Raw genomic sequence first — 17,270 nt, forward strand, 5'->3', positions numbered from 1 at the left:
ATTTTATCGTTTGTGTTCCTTTATCATTTCCAGATGGGGGATGCCGGCATCAAGAAATTCTTCGCCGGATGTGACGCGGTACCCTTGTTTTTCATAAAACGGAACCGCCTGCGTCTGCGCATGTAGGATAAAGCTGCCGGCGCCCTGGGCGGCCGCCGCTTTTTCAAGCGCCTGCATAATGATTGCTCCGACACCGAGAGAGCGGTGGCTTTTCATCACGCAGATACGCTCTAATTTTCCGCGCCCGTCTTTCAAGCGCCATCTGCCGGCTCCGACCGGCTGACCGCCGTCATAAATGACAATATGCTCTGACGCGTCTTCGAATTGATCAATTTCCTCTTCTTCCGGAACGTGCTGCTCTTTAACAAAGACCTCTTTTCTGACGAAAAAAGCGTCGTTCAGATGTTTTTCAGTTTTTGCATCGATGGCTTCCAAACAGTTATTCTCCTCCGCCTAATAAAAATGTTTCGTACACAGTCCATGAGCCGTTATCCAGCTGATAGAGCAGGTGAAAACGGTCGATGACTTCTTCGTGGGAAATGTCCTGCATTTTCAGCTGTCCGAGTACGTCGGAATGTTCATCTGACGACAGCTTCTGGCCGACCGTGACATGCGGAACGAAGCTGTATTCCGGCTTACCGGATAATGCTCCTGAATAGCATTTCTCACTCAGGGTTTTTAATTCTTCCGTCGGCTCCGCTTTCATATATATCACATTATTCACAGGAGAAAACGAGCTGTATTTTGTGATCTTCAGAACGAGCGGGTGCGACTCTTTCGCCGTCTGTCTCAGCTGTGATACGATCTGCTCGATTTCCTGTTCTGTCGCTTCAAACGGATCTCTTACCGTCAGATGCGGCGGTATGAGCGCGTAGCTCGGGTCGTAGCGTTTCCGGTACGAATTTGCGAGATCCTGTAATTTTTTTGATGGAAATAAAACAATACCGTATTTCATGAAAGTTCCCTCCTTAATGAATGGTTACAGCATTTTTTTCAGCGCCGGCGTGATGAGCGGCTGCCAGTATGTCCATTTATGATCCCCGTCAAAGGTTTCATACGTGTATTCAGACTGTTTGCTTTCCAGCAGCTGTTTGAGCTCTTCGTTCGGCGCGGTGAAATCAAGCACCTGGCCGTCCGTCGTATGGACATCGGTTTCTTTTTCTCCGATTTGATGATAAACGGATATCTGTTTGAGATCCTCCGACTGCCGGACGGCATCCAGCACGTGCCCGTCAACATACGGGGACTGCATGATGACGTTTCCAAACATGTTCGGATAGTCAATCGCCGTCATGAGCGAGACGGTTCCGCCGAGGGAATCCCCGATCATGGTGCGTCCGTATCCGACTTGATAAGTCGGGTATTCTTTGTCGATAAAAGGGACGAGCTCATTTGCGATAAACCGTTTATATGAGGCGAACTTAGAGCCTTCGGGATGGTATGTGTTTCTTCGCTCCCGCACATTTTTATATGGGACGCCGATAATGATGCAGCGGTCAATTTCCCCTTTTGCCATGAGCTCTTCCGCCTGCCGCCCGATTCTCCCTAATCTGAAATAATCATGGCCGTCCTGGGCGATGACCGTATGATATTTATACAGGGGGGAGTAAGTGTTGGGCAGGTAGACCAAAACGGTCATTTCTTCTTCAAGCTCATGAGAGAAAAGTTTTTTCTCATGAATGATTCCGGTTTTCGGTGCCACTTCGCATTCCTCCAGGCCGCTTCTTGTCTTGATGGTTTTTCCCTATTGTACCATGAATTATTAGAAATTTCTTTCTTCAGATGCACTTCTTGTGAGAGTTCAGAAAATTAAAAAGTTGTTGAAATCCATTTTATAGTGCGTTAATATAGAACAATCAGAAAATACAAAACAATATTCTTATCACGAGAGGTGGAGGGACTGGCCCTTTGAAACCTCAGCAACCGGTTTGCTTTGCCGCGGGAAGGCAAAGTGCCAAGGTGCTAAATCCAGCAAGCGATTCACATGCTTGGAAGATAAGAGGAAGAGAAAAGCTCCTTCTTCTTATGAAGAGGGGGCTTTTTTATTTTTGAAAAAGGATGGTGCTTACTGATGACGCAGCATGTCGAAACAAAATTAGCCCAAATTGGAAATAGAAGCGAAGAAGCAACGGGAACGGTCAGTCCGCCGATTTATCTGTCCACCGCTTACCGACATAGAGGAATAGGAGAATCTACAGGTTTTGATTACGTGCGCACGAAAAACCCGACACGCCAGCTCGTTGAAGACGCCATCGCCGTGTTGGAAAACGGTGCGAGAGGCTTTGCTTTCAGCTCGGGAATGGCAGCCATTCAAACGATTATGGCTTTATTTAAAAGCGGAGATGAATTGATTGTATCCTCCGATTTATACGGAGGCACATACCGTTTATTTGAAAATGAATGGAGAAAATACGGCTTAAGCTTTATTTACGATGATTTCAGTGATGAAGACTGTTTACGCTCCAAAATAACGGAAAACACGAAAGCGGTATTTGTTGAAACGCCGACAAACCCGTTAATGCAGGAGGCCGACATTGAAAAAATCGCCCGGATTACGAAAGAAGCCGGCCTGCTCTTGATTGTCGATAATACGTTTTATACCCCGGTCATCCAGCGCCCGCTTGAACTGGGAGCCGATATCGTCATTCACAGCGCCACAAAATATTTAGGCGGGCACAATGATCTCCTTGCCGGTCTTGCTGTCGTAAAGGATGAAGAGCTCGGCGAGATCATGTTTAATCACCAAAATGCGATCGGAGCCGTTCTCCCGCCGTTTGATTCGTGGCTTTTAATGAGAGGGATGAAAACACTCGGGCTCAGAATGCAGCGTCATGAAGAAAACGCCCGTGAACTTGCAGCATTTTTAGAACAGGAAGAAGAAATCGCCGACGTGTTATATCCCGGAAAAGGCGGAATGCTGTCTTTCAGGCTGCAAAAAGAGGAATGGGTCAATCCGTTTTTAAAGGCGCTGAAAACGATCTGTTTTGCAGAAAGTCTCGGCGGGGTGGAAAGCTTTGTTACATACCCCGCGACACAGACGCACATGGACATTCCGGAAGATATCCGTATCGCAAACGGCGTCTGCAACCGTCTGCTGAGATTTTCAGTGGGAATTGAACATGCAGAAGATTTGAAGCGGGATGTAAAGCAGGCATTACAGCAAGTAAAAGAGGGGGCCGTGTCATATGAGTAATCAAAATTGGACGCTGGAAACCCAGCTCGTGCACAATCCATTTAAAACAGACGGAGCTACCGGAGCCGTCAGCGTGCCGATTCAGCATGCTTCCACATTTCATCAGTCTTCCTTTGAAGAATTCGGAACATATGATTACAGCCGCTCCGGCACACCGACAAGAACAGCGCTTGAAGAAACGATCGCAGGTCTTGAAGGCGGAACGAGAGGTTTTGCTTTCAGCTCCGGAATGGCGGCGATTTCGACGGCGTTTCTGCTCTTATCCCAAGGCGACCATGTTCTCGTCACGGAGGATGTGTACGGCGGAACATTCCGCATGGTGACAGAAGTGCTGTCCCGTTTCGGAATCGAACACACCTTTGTCGATATGACGGACACAGAAGCGGTTGCCCGCGCCATCCGGCCGAATACGAAAGCCATCTATATGGAAACACCGTCAAACCCGACGCTCGGCATCACGGACATTAAAGCCGTCGTCGAGCTGGCAAAAGAACACGGCTGTCTGACATACCTTGACAACACTTTCATGACGCCTGCACTGCAGCGGCCGCTTGATTTCGGCGTAGATATCGTGCTTCACAGCGCGACGAAATTTTTAAGCGGCCACAGCGATGTGCTGTCAGGCCTTGCCGCCGTCAAGGATGAAGAGCTCGGCAATCAGCTGTATAAGCTGCAAAACTCGTTTGGAGCGGTGCTCGGCGTTCAGGACTGCTGGCTCGTATTGAGAGGCTTAAAAACATTGCAGGTCAGACTGGAAAAAGCGAGCCGGACGGCTGAACGGCTGGCTGCCTTTTTTGACGGGCACCCCGCCGTCAAAAGCGTTTACTATCCCGGCCTTGCCGGACACCCGGGCGCCGATACCCATAAACGGCAAGCAAGCGGAGCGGGCGCCGTCCTGTCCTTTGAACTGGAAAGCAAAGAAGCCGTCAAAAAGCTGGTCGAACATGTATCTCTTCCGGTATTTGCGGTCAGCCTCGGCGCCGTCGAATCCATTCTCTCATACCCTGCAGCCATGTCGCATGCCGCCATGCCGAAAGCGGAGAGGGAAAAACGCGGCATCACAGACGGCCTTCTGCGCCTGAGCGTCGGGGTCGAAAACGCCGAAGATTTAGAACGCGACTTCGAACAGGCATTGAAAAAAATAACTCCCGCCAAAGTCAGGTCATAAACGAAAAGGGCGCCGTCAATTTTTGCGACGCGCCCTTTTTTTATTTTTGATAAAAAAAGTGTTGACGAATGGCTGAGCAGGATATATAATTATAAATGTCAGAGAGACAACAACATACCCAGCAACACATACATATCATGATTCCGTAGCTCAGCTGGGAGAGCGCTACCTTGACAGGGTAGAGGTCGCTGGTTCGAGCCCAGTCGGAATCATAGCGGAAACCCTTGCGTAGCAAGGGTTTTTTACTTTCTCTTAATAAAGCCGGTTAATCAAATTCGCAAGTTGTTGGCAAACTGTTGGCGAACTTGATTTTTTGGCTCGAAATTTATTGTCCGTATCTCTTTTTAGGATCAAAATTGTTGAAAAGTTCAGCTGTCTCATCAGTTAATTTTTTTGTTACATGGCCGTATCTATCGAATGTAGTTCGATAACTGGCGTGACCGACTCGTTCTTGAATCGCTCTATAATTTGCCCCGGCTTCAATTAATAAAGTAACCATTGTGTGACGCAACTCATGTAGTCGTATTTTTTTCAGTCCATACTTTTTGGTGAACTTGGACCATTTTGCGGTGGGGGTTGTGTAATAATAGGGCTTTCCTTTCCCACTATGGAAAACGTATTGATGTTCTCCGCCTTCCCAAGCATCACCTAATCTCAGTTTCTCTTTTTTCCACATTCTATAATACTTCTCAAGCTCATCCATATACCAATCAGGCATCTTTACAAAGCGCTTAGATTTTTTTGATTTAGGATCTTTGATAAGCGGCTTTCCGTCAATTGTTTTTGGAATTGAACGATTTACATAAAAACCTCCTGCATCCCAATCAACATCTAAGTGCCATTCAAAGGCTAATCCTTCTGCTCTTCTAAGACCGCCAATCATTGCGCCTAAAAAATACAATCTCCACATTATATCAATCTGATACAGAGCCTCAATACACTCTTTAGCTGCTTCTGAATCATAAAATTGCATTTCTTTGGTTTCAACAGTAGGAGGATCTAAATCTTCTGTTGGATCTGATTTAATGAGTTTCCATTGTTTAACAGCAATTTTAAACATCGCTTTCAAAACTTTGAATATATCGTATCTGGTTGAACTTGATAAACCTCCTGCTTTGCCGTCTTTACGAATTCCGTCTTTTTCTAGGGAATCCATAAAATCAACAATATGCATTGTTTTAATTTGATCCAATCTCCTGTGGCCGATTGAGGGTACAATATAGTTTTTTATATGGCTTTCATGCATTTCAGATGTTCGGTGAGCGAATTTTTTATACAAGATCCGGTCTTTATATTCATTTGCAAAGGATTCAAACGTTGATTTTTCAGGTGATATGTATTCCCCTGAAGTGACTTCCATTTCAAACATAAGAAGCTGCTGATTTAAATATTTTTCTCTTTTTCTTGTGCTGTTAAGAATCTTTGGGTCTTCGATCTTTATAGTCTTAGTTTTTCTGTCGCGTTTCCCTTTGGTATTGTATCCATTCTCAACTACTAATAAGAATGACTTTTTACCTCTTGGCATCCAATGGCCCATGTTTTACACCTCATTGAATAGATTTTATCTGAAAATTTTTTTCTCTCATACATTTCTAACCGTTTAGCCGCGAAGGAATATGTCACATTAAATGTATCTCCTAATAATTTAATGACTTCTGATTTAAGACGGGGCAGTTTCAATTTTATGAGCATGAACGTTGGTACACAGAAGTGATACATGAAACTGTTCGCCTGGTATTCCTGAAGCTGCCTGAACATTCTATTCATGTGAAATTGGTTTCCAGTATGTTTTAAGACGTGACATAGCTCATGAACAAAGTCTTGCCACTGTTCTTGTGGAGAGGCTCGAGCATCAAGGACGACACTATACTCACCGTTAATTTGAAACATGCAGCTTTCTCTTTGCTCATAATGCAGCCAGATACGAAATGCCGCGGCGATCCTTTCTAAATCAATGTCTTCAGGAGTCTCAATATTTAATCTGTGATAGATTTTTTTTACTTCTTCTTCGAGGTACGATAACTGGATTGACATTAAAAACACCACCATGAAGGGAATGTATGTTCTGTTTTTGGTGTGAAAGAAAAGCCCTGAAGAGGGCCGTTCTTATTTTTTATTCTCTCATAAAAACCAAAGTATTAAATCCTCTTTTTTAATCATCTTTCACATGCAAAGTTGTCGTGATCGCGGTCCATTTTCGCCTGGTATGCAGGATGAGAACTCGAGACACCATGAGGATATTTCTTTCTTAATTCTGTGCAGTTTGCAAAGTATTCTGTTCCACCAGTAGATGTGGAGGCTTGTGTAGAGTTAGAAGAACTGCTTGCTGTTGAGCTACTTTCGCTAGAATTTGAACTGTTTGAGCTTGATTTATGTGAAGTAGTCGATTTATGAGTTGTAGCCGATTTTTCAACAGGTTTAGAAGCAGTTACTGATTTTTTAGGCTTTGTTACACAACCATTAAATCCTTTATCAGTTGTATAGCCATTCTTACTCCAAATTTTCAAGTCCTTATTTTTGGCAACTTCCTGATCTTTTTCATAAGTACCTAAATACTTCGTGTTTGGTTCATATACATAAGCAACTCGAGCTAATCCTTCTTTAAGTAATGTTTCTTGTACTGATTTTCCATCAACATAAACGTAAGCTAGCATTCTTCCATACTTATCAGTACGGTCACCTTTATCAAATTCTAATTGTAGCTTACCACTGTTCACCAGCTGTTTATTTCGCGCCGAAGCATCTTCTCCATATGGTTGGACACAAGAATTTGGTTTTTTAGTTTCAGGAGTATCAATGAGCAAATAACGAACAGTTTTAACTTCGCCTTTATAATTGACTTTAATTGTATCTCCATCAACTGTTTTGTTTAGTGTTACATCCACCAGCTTTTTCTTATCAGGTGTCTCTTTAGCTGAGGATTTTTTTGACTCATCAGCACTTTTGTTATTTGATTGCTTTTCTGTCTCTGTTTTCTGATCTGTCTTTGTCTCTTGTTTACCTTTGTCTTCTTGCTGCGTTGTCTTATTGCTATCCGAATCTGTTTTATCAGTTGAAGCTGAATCAGACCCGCACGCTGCTAAAGAAAAACTCAAAGATAAAGCACCGATACATAACAACCATTTTTTCAAAATAATTTCCCCTTTTTATTGAAATGTCTTCTAGATATATTATCGGTTAGTTATTTCTGGGTTTTAATCAATTTTTTTCAAGTTTTTATCCCGAAGAGAATTCCGAATCAGTTCGGAAGGAAATCCGGATGAGATTAAATACTGAAACCTTTGTTTTATAAGGGGGGAAGGGCTTGTAAATATTACCTTTCCGGAAGGGGTTCAGGACCAATCCGGAAGAGAATTCAGATCTTATTAGTAAACAGAATTTAACGTAATAACAGTATTAAATAATACCGGGATACTCCGCGATATTATTTCTTTCTTGGATTTCTTCCTTCGCGTTCTTCTTTCTCTTTGAGATACTTTATAAAATCAATTGTTTGCTTTTGGTTTTCTTCTGAGAAATCAATAGCATCTCTAAAAGCAATTTGTAGATCAGAGTCTTTAAATTCATTTGCTGTTGTTTTTTCTGATACTTTAGATTCCAAAGAGTCGCTTCTGCCAATTAGGTAATCAGTAGAAACATCAAACAGTTCTGAGAACTTAAGTAACTCGGTATCCGTCACTGGCCTTTTGCCTGATTCTATTCTGCTCAAGACACTATAATTAATATTGATCCTAGTTCCTAGTTCTCGTAATGACCAATTATTTTTTTCGCGAAGTTCCTTAATTCTTTGACCTAATTTATTTGTCATTAAAATCACCAGAGTCCTTTTATTGGCATTTCCATAATAGCAACATAATAATAGCATGTTTCCAATCCAGAAATAAATATTTTGCTAAAACCGCAACAATAGTGTTGACTTTGCTGAAACAACAACATATACTGTAGATAAGTTGCTGGAACAACAACGATATGGGGGTGATAAAGTGATATTTGATCTGGTCTTTATTAAAAAAAGAAGAATTGAACTCGACCTTTCACTGCAGATTTTAGCTAATGCTTTGGGTTTTAAAGATGCATCAACATATCTAAAGTATGAAAGAGGAGAGTACTCTTTCAAAGCTAAACAGTTACCAAGTTTGGCCAATGTCCTTAAGTGCGATGTTACTGATTTTTTTACCCAAAATGTTGCTTGATTAGCAACAGGAATGATAGGAGGTTTAAGTATGATACGTAACACATTAACTGTTCAGGAAACAGCTGATTACCTGGGTGTTCACCATGACACAATTTACACAATGGTTCGAGAAAAACAAATTCCTCACTTTCGTGTGCGAAATCGGATTTTCTTTACCAAACACAATATTGATGCATGGATCGAAGCACAAGAACAAGCAATCATGAAAGAGGCTCTATAGAGTAAATATTTGTTTTTATTGTGGCCACAAAGCGAAATTTAGAGCCATGAGGCCGGATATTCGAAAAATCATAAGCCAATACAATAAAACATCTTTTGACCCTAATTAAATTTTAACAGCAAACAGCTGAATATATCAGGAGGCAAACATATGGAGAACAATCCGTACAACTTGCGGAATTTACCGAAGATCATGCGCTGTGTTCGTAAAGCGGCCGGGTTTACACAATATCAGATCGGCAGTTTGATAGGCGGGAAGGATCAACGTTACGTTTCCGATGTTGAAAATGGTTTTAGTAAGCTGACCCCCGAATTATGCATCAGGTGGTTTGAGGCGTGCGAGGCATACGAACATATTGATCTGGTACATTACCTCTTCAAACTGCACCCGACAACGGCAGCTCCAATAGACCCAGCTCTTAATGAGAGCGCAAGCACAGCGGTAATCAACATGATTCACCAGCTTGAAGAAGCATTGCAGGCAACAAAGCATTTAGCGCGCTGGCTGGCAAATGATAGGCCAGGCCGACAGGCGGAAGAACTGCCCATGGCCGATATTAAACAGATTTTTGATCTGATCCCAGCAAACAAAACGCTGATATATTCGCTGGCCCGCAGTCATGGCCTGAACATGAAGGAACTGGCTGAAAGATGGACGCGGAAAGCGCTAATGAGTCAAGTTGCAATGGCAAAAACAGAGGAAAGGCAGGCGGTGCTGGTATGAAAATCAATCAGTTTCTTAAAGCAGATGCAGATTCAGCAAAAAGAAAAATCGAGTCGGCGGAAGAGCTCTCTATCTTGCTTTCGGAGGCGTTACGGGATGGCGATTACGAAGAAGCTATCAGTCTTGCAGGGAGCATCAAGGTTATTGCGGAGGATATTAATAGACTGGCCAATAAAGGGCACTTACATCAAACTGTTTTAAATATGGCAGCCCGCGGAATTCACCTGAGTGTTGTGAGTAGGTATTCGCGATGAATATTGAAAATCCGATGGTCTTGAACAACTGGCATGACAAGCTGACTGAGCCGGAAACAAAAAAGGACTTTTTCGGGGACGAAGTAACGTCAGCAGATAATTATGTAATCGACAGCGGCGAGGTAATTTTACAAGACAATCTTAAACGCTATTTGAAGGAGCAACTTGGATTTAGGTTTCATTCAGCACAATAAAAAAGCCCACTTTGCAGAGTGGACTAGGTAAGGCGTTTTGATAATTGATTGTATTCCTATTATACCAAAACGCCCCATAAAAAACAATGGAGGTTTTATACATGGCTAAAGCAGTTAAAGTGGCATTCAGTGAGCGTGCGGAGGATCAGCAACGTTTAAGACAGGTAGGCGGTTCAATTGTATTCGCCAAAAACGGTAAAGCGCAGTTTAGTTTCCCTTCAATGGATCACTACCGGGAATGGCAGCGGCTTGGCGCGGAGGCTTACAAAAGAAAGGTGGGGCTGATCTGATGCAAGCAGAGGTTTTCGCTTCGACAGCGGACATGAGTCGGGACGAATGGCTTCTTGAGCGACGGAAGGGCATCGGTGGCTCTGATGCCTCCGTAGTCTTGGGGTTAAACAAATGGAGAACCGCATTTGAATTATGGCTGGACAAAACGGGACAAGTCCCGGTCAGTGACTCAGCCAGTGAGGCGGCTTACTTCGGCTCAATCCTTGAGGACATTGTCGCAAAAGAATTTGAAGTACGGAGCGGAAAAAAAGTTAGGCGTAAAAAGTCCATGCTGAAGCATCCTGAATATGATTTCATTTTGGCGAATGTTGACCGAATGATCGTTGGAGAAAAGTCCATTCTGGAATGCAAGACCACATCGGAATACAACTTGAAAGAATGGGAAAATGACGAGATCCCTGCTGACTATATTGTTCAGGTCCAGCACTATCTTGGAGTGCTTGGTCCCGAGTATAAAAAAGCATACTTTGCTGTTCTGATCGGCGGCAATAAATTCGTCTGGAAAGAAATTGAGCGGGATGATGAATTAATCGAAATGATATTCACTGCCGAAGTCGAGTTTTGGAATACTGCGGTTTTGGGTGGGGTTGCTCCCGCATTGGACGGATCAAGCGCAGCAGAAGAATATCTGAAAAAAAGGTATGCGGAAACAGAAAGCAACAAGGTTATTGATCTTACATCGGTAAACCGTGAACGGATAAAGCAGTATTTGCAATTAAAGGAAAGCATCGCTGAATTGCAATTGCAGGCGAAAGAATTGGAAAACCAAATCAAGCACGAAATGAAGGAAGCAGAATACGGATTCATTGGAAACTATCAGACTAGCTGGAAACCGGTTACAACTAACCGGATCGACACTAATAAACTGAAAGAGCAGTTTCCAGATGTATATGAGAAAGTCACAAAAGAAGTGCAATACAGACGCTTTGGAATTAAGGAGGTTAGCTAAATATGGCTACAAATGAATCACTTAAAAATAACATTCAAAAACAGAATAACGCGCCAGGGCAGCCGCAGGGAACAACGATGAAGGGCCTGCTTTCTTCTCCGGCAGTCATGAACCGGTTTGAAGAAGTTCTGGGGAAAAGGGCGTCTCAATTCACAGCATCAATTTTAAGTCTGTACAACAGTGAAAATACTCTTCAAAAAGCAGAACCTATGAGTGTAATTTCATCGGCTATGGTGGCGGCAACGCTTGATCTGCCAGTGGATAAGAACTTGGGTTATGCCTGGATCGTTCCGTATAAAGGGCGCGCACAATTTCAGCTTGGTTACAAAGGATACATTCAGCTTGCTTTGCGGACAGGCCAATATAAATCTATCAATTGCATATCTGTCCATAAAGGAGAATTGCAAAAGTGGAACCCACTAACCGAGGAAATAGAGATTGATTTTGAAAAACGGGAATCAGATGCGGTTATTGGCTACGCTGCTTACTTTGAGCTTTTAAACGGTTTCCGGAAAACAGTGTATTGGACAAAGGCGCAAGTAGAGAAACACAAAAAGAAGTTTAGTAAGTCGGACTTTGGTTGGGGCAAGGACTGGGACGCAATGGCGCTTAAAACCGTTCTTAAATCCATGCTTAGTAAATGGGGGATTCTCTCCATTGAAATGCAAAAGGCAGTCATTGAGGATAACGAGGAACGTGAGCGCATTGACATTACTGACGAAATGGCAGAGCCAGAGATTATTGATGCCGGAGCACCGGAGGAAAAGCCAAGCGCGCAGAATGCTGATCCTTTTGATGGTAAGCCTGTTGACATTAGTGAAAATGACCTCCCATTTGATTAAGGTAGGCATCCCTTTCTGTTACAAGTGGATGACGGAAGGGGCACCAAATCGCGCCCAGCTGTTCCGTGAGTATGTCGAAGGCTATCTCAGAACAAATGAACCTGGCTTACGTTTAGTCCGCATCAGCGGCATGACAGCACTGTGTGAAAGGAAGTAGGTGAGCGGCATGGATATGCAAGGTTTGGGGTATGTGGTCCTGCCCCGGCTGCCATTTAAAGATTCACGAGATGAGACAATATACGATTATTTATTCAAACGGGCGGAGTACAGGGCAGATCAAGAACTAAAGCTCGGGCAGACAATCATTAAGCTTGTAGATTTAGCCAGGCGCTTCAACTGGTCTTCTGATCAGATCAAATACTCGTTAGATCGGATGGTAAAGCAAGAGTATTTGAAGTTGGACCGGCTGCCGCAAAAACGCGGTTTCATTGTGACGGTGTTGAATTATGCCGAGTACATACAGCTTGGAAATTACAACAAGAAGATAGAACCGGCTCCAATACCTTTAGGACAGCAGGAGGTTGACGAAAAAATGAAAAATGCATTTGAACTATTCGAAAACAAAACAGCCCGCACCATTGGCACGATGGAGGTTCAGCGGCTCGGGTATATGGTGGATGATTACGGCGAAGAGAAAGTCATGGAGGCAATGAAACAGGCTTTCAGATTCAAGGGCAACAACGTCAATCTGAATTACATTGAAGCCATCCTCTCAAACCCATTCAGCCAGAGACGAAAGGAGAAACAGCAGCATGGAAGCTCGCAAAACGCAAGATATGGACGCGGCAATGAAGGCAATTCTAACCAAGCTCCGGGATCGGTCAGCAGCATCTTCAACGGGACAGGCCGCCTCAGAAGAAAAGGCTGAATATGAGTGCTCTGACTGCAAGGATAAGGGCATTATCGTTTACCGGATTCACCAAGACACAGAGCGCCAACTGAGGAAAGATCATAAGACAATGGAAAGCCTGGCCCCTGATCAAATGGTCAGAGAAGAGGATTATCTTGCGGGGAAAGTATGCTTGCCGGATAAGGCCCGGGAATGGAAAACCACATTTTCTAAGCAATGCGAGTGTGTAAAACGGAAAAAGATCGCCCGGCTTATGAAGGCCAGCGGCATCACGGAGGAATTCGAAAAGCTCCTTTTTGGAAACTTCATTAAGGACGGGAAGCCGGACATGATCAAGGACGCTTATGAGTGCGCGGTGGAATACTATAAGGATTTTCAGAGCATCAAGGGAAAACGTTCAAACAGCATCGCTTTGCTCGGGCAGCCAGGCAGCGGTAAAACGCACTTGTTAACGGCGATCATGAACAATCTGATCAAGAAAAAATCAATTTACTGCATGTATTTCCCGTACGTAGAGGGAATGGGCGATCTGCGAAATGACTTTGACCAGCTGGAAACAAAGCTCGACGCCATGCGAAAAGCTGAGGTTCTGTTCATTGATGATTTATTCAAGCCAGTGAAGGGGGAACCGCGGGCGACGGATTGGCAAGTGGAACAAATTCAATCGGTTGTGAATTATCGGTACTTGAATCATAAGCCTCTGCTAATCTCTTCCGAGCTTGATATGGGCGGAATTTTGGACATTGACGAGGCGCTTGGCTCCCGGATTCATCAAATGTGCAGAGATTACACGGTGATCATTAAGGGCGACCGGATGCAATTAAATCATAGGTTAGGAGATTGGGAATGACGGAAAAAGCGAACTTCACAGCAACCGGCGGCATGTATCTGTTCGGGCCCGCCGAGCAAACGGCCGGCCAGGATCTTACCCCGGCGATCCAGGTTCTTGAGGAAAAAATCAAACAAATGGAGCTGATGCACAGTGCTTAAAGCGGTTATCCTGCTGCCGGCCATCATCCTCACAGCGCCGTACAAGGAAAAGAAGATTCAGCACTGGGAACAAATTGACGGGAGGTAACGACGGCACGCGGGAACGGGCCGATAAGGAAATAGTCAGGGATATGGAGGCATCACATGCAAACGAATAAGTACGGCGCAAGGAAAACACAGGTGGACGGCATCACGTTCGATAGCCGGGCCGAAGCCAAGTACTATGAGCAGCTGAAATGGCTTAAGGCGAGCAAGCAGATCAAAGATTTCAAGCTGCAACCCCGGTTCCTGCTTCAAGAGGCATTCAAAAAGAACGGCAAAACTTTTCGGAAGATTGAATATATTGCAGACTTTGAGGTTCATAACTTGGACGGCAGCATCGAGATTATTGACATAAAGGGCGTGGAAACAACGGAATTTGCCATCAAACGCAAGCTGTACGAGCGGCTTTACGAGACGCCACTCAAGGTGCTGGCTCTGGATAAGTCACTCGGCTTCATTGAGCTGGACGAGCTGAAAAAACTCAAAAGAAAGGCGGGGAAGACCACTGCAAAACGTGGTAATCGCAGACGATCGGCCGTTGTGGGTGCAGGAAGAAGATAAGCTCATGGCCTGCATGACGCTCTGTTCCGAATACAAACGATGAGGAATTAAAGCCATCTGCCGGCTCAACGATGCGGCTTCCGTCGTAAAACGTAAAAAAGCACCGAAGCTGCGCCTCAGTGCCCTTGATATGAACTGGTACTTCTATCATAGCACAGGGGGCGGCCAGAGTGAACAAGCCAACAGAAATAAAAAATCATGAAACAACTATTCAGCAAAGCATCGAGCCGGGGAAAGTCCGCATCATCGTTTTAGATGGCACTGAAGGGACTGCTCATTTAATGGACGCCCCGGAACACGGTAAAACAATCATTCAAACAATAAAAGGCGGCCTGGCTCGTTGTGATTACGAGATCGGCCACAAATTCAAATAGCAGGGGTTTCCCCTGCGGGGGAGGAACGGGCATGAAAGAGAGAATTGAGTGGTTAAAAGGGCTTACGTATATTCCGCAAAAGGAAATGGGATGGCTTCTTGAACAAGCTGAATTGTCTGCTAAACAACAGGAAATCATTGAGGAAAACAAGCGTCAGCAGGAAATCGCGGTCAATCAGTTTCGGCAGGCTCAGGAAGAGATTCAGCGGCTTACAAAAGAGAACGAAGAACTAAAATTAAAGGTCGAGGAACAGAAAGAAGCAAGCGGAATGAATGATACTTATATGGTATATGACACGCAAAGTGAAGATGTACAATTCCACGGCACAATGAAAAGCGCGGGAAAAGATTTTGAGTGCGCTATGGATGAATTAGATAACGGGGAAACAGCTTATATTTTTAAAGTGATCAAAGAGTTTACACCGAAGGGGGAAGTAGAATGATGCCTTTACAAGTAGTTCTCCAGCGGAACGTGAAGGCCACGAAGGACGAAGCAATGACCGTCGAGCAGGCGGCCGAGCTTTTAAAGGTTCACCCGGATTACATCCCGACGCTGGTCGCTCGGTCTGACGATCTGAAAATGATTGGCGATACCATTATCGCTAAACGGGATAAAACAAACATCTGGCTGGTCGGGGCATGCGTGGGGCTTTTCTTCTTCGCTGTCGCTGTCCTGCCGGGATTGATGGGGTGACGGGATGAAAAGTATTGAATTATTCGCCGGCATTGGGGGAATCGCTCTTGCCGCTGAATGGGCCGGGGTTGAGACGGTAGCATTCTGCGAGCGTGAACCTTTTTGCCAAAAGGTATTAAACAAAAATTTCCCGGGCGTACCTATCTTCGATGATGTATGCACTTTGAATAGACAGCTTTTAGAAGAAAAAGGAGTGATTGAACCAGGTGGAACAATTGACATTATTTCAGGGGGATTCCCTTGCCAGCCTTACAGTATTGCCGGGGAGCAAAGAGGCACGGAAGATGACCGCGACCTCTGGCCGGAAATGTTTAGGATCATCAAAGAGCTTAGACCCACTTGGGTTGTTGGTGAAAACGTTGCTAACTTCGCAAATATGGAGCTCGACCGCACGTTATCTGACTTGGAAAGTGAAGGTTACAAAGGGAAATCGTTTATTATACCAGCTATCGCCATCGGGGCACCGCATAAAAGAGACAGGGTCTTTGTTGTCGGATATCTTTCCAACGCCAACAGCATCGGATACAAGGGGACTGAACGATTATCAGAAAACAATGACAAAGTTACAAAATGGAGAAAGAGCACATTTAGGGCAGTTACCAAACTATTTAATGGTGTTGACTGGGAAAAGAGGGCGCGCGAATCCTGCTTTTTGGGAAGCGATGATGGGGTTCCCAATCGGTTGGACAGAATTAAAGGATTAGGAAACGCGGTTGTGCCGCAACAGATATACCCGATATTCAAAGCCATTATGGACCAGGAGGCAGCAAAATGCCGAGATCACCGTTAATCTGGTTCGGTGGCAAGGCAAAATACGCCGATCACATCATAAATAAAATGCCCGCTCATAAGGTGTACGTCGAGCCTTTCGGAGGCGCGGCTCATGTCATAGCAAACAAGCCGCAAATAGGTCATGAAGTGTATAACGACATTGACGGCCATGTGGTGAATTTCTTGATGCAAGTCAGAAAGGATCCGAAGGCCATGCAGCAGGCTTGCGAATCCATTCCGTACAGCCGGGCGCTCTATGAGAAATGGAAAACTGAAGATTATCCGCAAAATGATTTTGACCGGGCTGTCAGGTGGTTCTATATGAATCGCTCCGGCATTAGTAAGGGGAACGCGGAGGAAGTACCGCAGACAGGCTGGAGGCATAGCACACAAAGCGGGCAGAACCCTGCTGGCGGATACATAAGCGCCTGCGCTGCCTTCGAGTCTTTCGCCAACCGTATGAAGGGCGTCATGATCGAATGTAAGGATTTTCGCAACATCATTGAGAAATACGATAGCCCGGATACTCTGTTTTATGTGGATCCGCCATATTTTGGGCGCGAACGGTTTTATGCTGGCGGCTTTACCGAAGAGGATCACCGGGAACTGGCCCGGCTGCTTAATCAGGTCAAAGGGAAAGTGGTTCTTTCTTATTACGATGATCCTTTGATACTCGAGATCTACCCGAACTGGGAGACAGAAACCTTTTCCGCATACAAACAGGTTGTCGGCGGATCCGGAAAAAGCCGCGGAGCTGAAGAATTATTGCTGTTCAACTATAAGATCACCCAACTCAGCTTATTTGATTCGGTGGCCCGGCTATGATCAAATGCCATTGCCTGGACTGCGATTATAAAAAACTTGATTTAGAAATCCGTGCAGATGCCCGCTGCCCGCATTGTGGGCGCTGCATGGGTGGTGAAGTGGAAAAATAGAAGAGCATATTAGAATGCTCTTCTA

At 44.6% G+C, this 17,270-nt stretch carries 26 protein-coding genes, 1 tRNA gene and 1 riboswitch; of the genes, 20 read left to right on the forward strand and 7 right to left on the reverse strand.

The window, feature by feature from the left end:
• Window positions 1–3: 3 nt before the first annotated feature.
• The 3 genes from ABDB98_RS05865 to ABDB98_RS05875 are packed head-to-tail and all read right to left on the reverse strand — an operon-like array spanning window position 4 to window position 1,702.
• Window positions 4–435, reverse strand: a complete 432-nt coding sequence (locus tag ABDB98_RS05865; RefSeq protein ID WP_438421624.1) for a GNAT family N-acetyltransferase — start codon at window positions 433–435, stop codon at window positions 4–6.
• A 4-nt stretch (window positions 436–439) separates the two neighbouring features.
• Complete coding sequence (locus tag ABDB98_RS05870; RefSeq protein WP_016938190.1) at window positions 440–955, reverse strand: YjcG family protein; 516 nt, start codon at window positions 953–955, stop codon at window positions 440–442.
• Between the two features lie 24 nt (window positions 956–979).
• Window positions 980–1,702, reverse strand: a complete 723-nt coding sequence (locus ABDB98_RS05875; RefSeq protein ID WP_060963062.1) for an esterase family protein — start codon at window positions 1,700–1,702, stop codon at window positions 980–982.
• A gap of 174 nt (window positions 1,703–1,876) precedes the next feature.
• A riboswitch (SAM riboswitch) is annotated at window positions 1,877–2,002 on the forward strand.
• Window positions 2,003–2,071: 69 nt separating this feature from the next.
• Here ABDB98_RS05875 and ABDB98_RS05880 point away from each other — a divergent pair.
• The 3 genes from ABDB98_RS05880 (at window position 2,072) to ABDB98_RS05890 (ending at window position 4,573) form a co-directional block, all read left to right on the forward strand.
• Window positions 2,072–3,193, forward strand: coding sequence for a methionine biosynthesis PLP-dependent protein (locus ABDB98_RS05880; RefSeq protein ID WP_438421625.1), 1,122 nt, complete (start codon window positions 2,072–2,074; stop codon window positions 3,191–3,193).
• A complete protein-coding gene (metC, locus tag ABDB98_RS05885; RefSeq protein WP_438421626.1) occupies window positions 3,186–4,361 on the forward strand; it encodes a cystathionine beta-lyase in 1,176 nt (391 codons plus the stop codon). Before ABDB98_RS05880 ends, metC begins: the two co-directional genes overlap by 8 nt.
• Window positions 4,362–4,500: 139 nt before the next feature.
• Window positions 4,501–4,573, forward strand: a tRNA-Val gene (locus ABDB98_RS05890).
• A gap of 113 nt (window positions 4,574–4,686) precedes the next feature.
• Here the strand turns inward: ABDB98_RS05890 and ABDB98_RS05895 are convergent.
• The 4 genes from ABDB98_RS05895 to ABDB98_RS05910 all read right to left on the reverse strand — a co-directional run bounded on the left by ABDB98_RS05895 (window position 4,687) and on the right by ABDB98_RS05910 (window position 8,169).
• Window positions 4,687–5,898, reverse strand: coding sequence for a tyrosine-type recombinase/integrase (locus tag ABDB98_RS05895; RefSeq protein ID WP_438421627.1), 1,212 nt, complete (start codon window positions 5,896–5,898; stop codon window positions 4,687–4,689).
• Window positions 5,856–6,395, reverse strand: coding sequence for an ImmA/IrrE family metallo-endopeptidase (locus ABDB98_RS05900; RefSeq protein ID WP_438421628.1), 540 nt, complete (start codon window positions 6,393–6,395; stop codon window positions 5,856–5,858). Before ABDB98_RS05900 ends, ABDB98_RS05895 begins: the two co-directional genes overlap by 43 nt.
• A gap of 122 nt (window positions 6,396–6,517) precedes the next feature.
• Window positions 6,518–7,492 carry a thermonuclease family protein gene (locus ABDB98_RS05905; protein ID WP_342793894.1) on the reverse strand — a complete coding sequence of 325 codons (975 nt, stop codon included), beginning with the start codon at window positions 7,490–7,492 and terminating at the stop codon, window positions 6,518–6,520.
• Between the two features lie 293 nt (window positions 7,493–7,785).
• Window positions 7,786–8,169, reverse strand: coding sequence for a helix-turn-helix domain-containing protein (locus ABDB98_RS05910; RefSeq protein WP_342793893.1), 384 nt, complete (start codon window positions 8,167–8,169; stop codon window positions 7,786–7,788).
• Window positions 8,170–8,344: 175 nt separating this feature from the next.
• On the opposite strand from ABDB98_RS05910, the gene ABDB98_RS05915 reads away from it, so the two are divergent.
• The 17 genes from ABDB98_RS05915 (at window position 8,345) to ABDB98_RS05995 (ending at window position 17,135) form a co-directional block, all read left to right on the forward strand.
• Window positions 8,345–8,554 carry a helix-turn-helix domain-containing protein gene (locus ABDB98_RS05915; RefSeq protein ID WP_342793892.1) on the forward strand — a complete coding sequence of 70 codons (210 nt, stop codon included), beginning with the start codon at window positions 8,345–8,347 and terminating at the stop codon, window positions 8,552–8,554.
• A gap of 30 nt (window positions 8,555–8,584) precedes the next feature.
• Window positions 8,585–8,776, forward strand: a complete 192-nt coding sequence (locus ABDB98_RS05920) for a helix-turn-helix domain-containing protein (protein WP_042635063.1) — start codon at window positions 8,585–8,587, stop codon at window positions 8,774–8,776.
• A 150-nt stretch (window positions 8,777–8,926) separates the two neighbouring features.
• Window positions 8,927–9,499 (forward strand): helix-turn-helix domain-containing protein, encoded by a 573-nt coding sequence (locus tag ABDB98_RS05925; protein ID WP_015388430.1) that lies wholly within the window; start codon window positions 8,927–8,929, stop codon window positions 9,497–9,499.
• On the forward strand, window positions 9,496–9,753 hold the full coding sequence (locus tag ABDB98_RS05930; protein ID WP_342793891.1) for a YqaH family protein: 258 nt from the start codon (window positions 9,496–9,498) through the stop codon (window positions 9,751–9,753). Before ABDB98_RS05925 ends, ABDB98_RS05930 begins: the two co-directional genes overlap by 4 nt.
• On the forward strand, window positions 9,750–9,947 hold the full coding sequence (locus ABDB98_RS05935; protein WP_014304476.1) for a YqaI family protein: 198 nt from the start codon (window positions 9,750–9,752) through the stop codon (window positions 9,945–9,947). The genes ABDB98_RS05930 and ABDB98_RS05935 overlap by 4 nt, the downstream gene beginning before the upstream one ends.
• Before the next feature lie 101 nt (window positions 9,948–10,048).
• The gene (locus ABDB98_RS05940) at window positions 10,049–10,237 is read left to right on the forward strand and encodes a hypothetical protein (protein WP_103803568.1); all 189 of its coding nucleotides are present in this window, start codon (window positions 10,049–10,051) and stop codon (window positions 10,235–10,237) included.
• Window positions 10,237–11,187, forward strand: coding sequence for a YqaJ viral recombinase family protein (locus ABDB98_RS05945; protein WP_438422117.1), 951 nt, complete (start codon window positions 10,237–10,239; stop codon window positions 11,185–11,187). The genes ABDB98_RS05940 and ABDB98_RS05945 overlap by 1 nt, the downstream gene beginning before the upstream one ends.
• A gap of 2 nt (window positions 11,188–11,189) precedes the next feature.
• Window positions 11,190–12,029, forward strand: coding sequence for a recombinase RecT (locus ABDB98_RS05950; RefSeq protein WP_438421629.1), 840 nt, complete (start codon window positions 11,190–11,192; stop codon window positions 12,027–12,029).
• Between the two features lie 166 nt (window positions 12,030–12,195).
• A complete protein-coding gene (locus ABDB98_RS05955; RefSeq protein WP_289730663.1) occupies window positions 12,196–12,897 on the forward strand; it encodes a DnaD domain protein in 702 nt (233 codons plus the stop codon).
• On the forward strand, window positions 12,782–13,729 hold the full coding sequence (locus ABDB98_RS05960) for an ATP-binding protein (RefSeq protein ID WP_438421630.1): 948 nt from the start codon (window positions 12,782–12,784) through the stop codon (window positions 13,727–13,729). Before ABDB98_RS05955 ends, ABDB98_RS05960 begins: the two co-directional genes overlap by 116 nt.
• Window positions 13,726–13,869, forward strand: coding sequence for a hypothetical protein (locus tag ABDB98_RS05965; RefSeq protein ID WP_438421631.1), 144 nt, complete (start codon window positions 13,726–13,728; stop codon window positions 13,867–13,869). The genes ABDB98_RS05960 and ABDB98_RS05965 overlap by 4 nt, the downstream gene beginning before the upstream one ends.
• Window positions 13,870–14,013: 144 nt before the next feature.
• Entirely contained in the window at window positions 14,014–14,472 is a 459-nt protein-coding gene (locus tag ABDB98_RS05970) for a DUF1064 domain-containing protein (RefSeq protein WP_438421632.1), read from the forward strand.
• A gap of 170 nt (window positions 14,473–14,642) precedes the next feature.
• Window positions 14,643–14,846 (forward strand): XtrA/YqaO family protein, encoded by a 204-nt coding sequence (locus ABDB98_RS05975; RefSeq protein WP_003155894.1) that lies wholly within the window; start codon window positions 14,643–14,645, stop codon window positions 14,844–14,846.
• A gap of 31 nt (window positions 14,847–14,877) precedes the next feature.
• A complete protein-coding gene (locus ABDB98_RS05980) occupies window positions 14,878–15,288 on the forward strand; it encodes a hypothetical protein (protein WP_015239606.1) in 411 nt (136 codons plus the stop codon).
• Window positions 15,285–15,539: a hypothetical protein gene (locus tag ABDB98_RS05985; RefSeq protein ID WP_327943243.1), complete on the forward strand. Its 255-nt coding sequence runs from the start codon at window positions 15,285–15,287 to the stop codon at window positions 15,537–15,539. Before ABDB98_RS05980 ends, ABDB98_RS05985 begins: the two co-directional genes overlap by 4 nt.
• Window positions 15,540–15,543: 4 nt before the next feature.
• Window positions 15,544–16,329 carry a DNA cytosine methyltransferase gene (locus ABDB98_RS05990; protein ID WP_327943242.1) on the forward strand — a complete coding sequence of 262 codons (786 nt, stop codon included), beginning with the start codon at window positions 15,544–15,546 and terminating at the stop codon, window positions 16,327–16,329.
• Window positions 16,311–17,135 carry a DNA adenine methylase gene (locus ABDB98_RS05995; protein ID WP_015239609.1) on the forward strand — a complete coding sequence of 275 codons (825 nt, stop codon included), beginning with the start codon at window positions 16,311–16,313 and terminating at the stop codon, window positions 17,133–17,135. The genes ABDB98_RS05990 and ABDB98_RS05995 overlap by 19 nt, the downstream gene beginning before the upstream one ends.
• Window positions 17,136–17,270: the final 135 nt, after the last annotated feature.

The sequence above is a fragment of the Bacillus siamensis genome, from assembly GCF_051628075.1.
GTDB lineage: Bacteria > Bacillota > Bacilli > Bacillales > Bacillaceae > Bacillus > Bacillus siamensis.

Excerpts from the sequence above, each read along its gene's own strand:
- ABDB98_RS05870 (WP_016938190.1), bottom strand. The coding sequence starts at position 955 with ATGAAATACGGTATTGTTTTATTTCCATCAAAAAAATTACAGGATCTC.
- ABDB98_RS05880 (WP_438421625.1), top strand. The coding sequence starts at position 2,072 with ATGACGCAGCATGTCGAAACAAAATTAGCCCAAATTGGAAATAGAAGC.
- metC (WP_438421626.1), top strand. The coding sequence starts at position 3,186 with ATGAGTAATCAAAATTGGACGCTGGAAACCCAGCTCGTGCACAATCCA.
- ABDB98_RS05895 (WP_438421627.1), bottom strand. The coding sequence starts at position 5,898 with ATGGGCCATTGGATGCCAAGAGGTAAAAAGTCATTCTTATTAGTAGTT.
- ABDB98_RS05900 (WP_438421628.1), bottom strand. The coding sequence starts at position 6,395 with ATGTCAATCCAGTTATCGTACCTCGAAGAAGAAGTAAAAAAAATCTAT.
- ABDB98_RS05910 (WP_342793893.1), bottom strand. The coding sequence starts at position 8,169 with ATGACAAATAAATTAGGTCAAAGAATTAAGGAACTTCGCGAAAAAAAT.
- ABDB98_RS05920 (WP_042635063.1), top strand. The coding sequence starts at position 8,585 with ATGATACGTAACACATTAACTGTTCAGGAAACAGCTGATTACCTGGGT.
- ABDB98_RS05925 (WP_015388430.1), top strand. The coding sequence starts at position 8,927 with ATGGAGAACAATCCGTACAACTTGCGGAATTTACCGAAGATCATGCGC.
- ABDB98_RS05930 (WP_342793891.1), top strand. The coding sequence starts at position 9,496 with ATGAAAATCAATCAGTTTCTTAAAGCAGATGCAGATTCAGCAAAAAGA.
- ABDB98_RS05935 (WP_014304476.1), top strand. The coding sequence starts at position 9,750 with ATGAATATTGAAAATCCGATGGTCTTGAACAACTGGCATGACAAGCTG.
- ABDB98_RS05940 (WP_103803568.1), top strand. The coding sequence starts at position 10,049 with ATGGCTAAAGCAGTTAAAGTGGCATTCAGTGAGCGTGCGGAGGATCAG.
- ABDB98_RS05945 (WP_438422117.1), top strand. The coding sequence starts at position 10,237 with ATGCAAGCAGAGGTTTTCGCTTCGACAGCGGACATGAGTCGGGACGAA.
- ABDB98_RS05950 (WP_438421629.1), top strand. The coding sequence starts at position 11,190 with ATGGCTACAAATGAATCACTTAAAAATAACATTCAAAAACAGAATAAC.
- ABDB98_RS05955 (WP_289730663.1), top strand. The coding sequence starts at position 12,196 with ATGGATATGCAAGGTTTGGGGTATGTGGTCCTGCCCCGGCTGCCATTT.
- ABDB98_RS05960 (WP_438421630.1), top strand. The coding sequence starts at position 12,782 with ATGGAAGCTCGCAAAACGCAAGATATGGACGCGGCAATGAAGGCAATT.
- ABDB98_RS05965 (WP_438421631.1), top strand. The coding sequence starts at position 13,726 with ATGACGGAAAAAGCGAACTTCACAGCAACCGGCGGCATGTATCTGTTC.
- ABDB98_RS05970 (WP_438421632.1), top strand. The coding sequence starts at position 14,014 with ATGCAAACGAATAAGTACGGCGCAAGGAAAACACAGGTGGACGGCATC.
- ABDB98_RS05980 (WP_015239606.1), top strand. The coding sequence starts at position 14,878 with ATGAAAGAGAGAATTGAGTGGTTAAAAGGGCTTACGTATATTCCGCAA.
- ABDB98_RS05985 (WP_327943243.1), top strand. The coding sequence starts at position 15,285 with ATGATGCCTTTACAAGTAGTTCTCCAGCGGAACGTGAAGGCCACGAAG.
- ABDB98_RS05990 (WP_327943242.1), top strand. The coding sequence starts at position 15,544 with ATGAAAAGTATTGAATTATTCGCCGGCATTGGGGGAATCGCTCTTGCC.
- ABDB98_RS05995 (WP_015239609.1), top strand. The coding sequence starts at position 16,311 with ATGCCGAGATCACCGTTAATCTGGTTCGGTGGCAAGGCAAAATACGCC.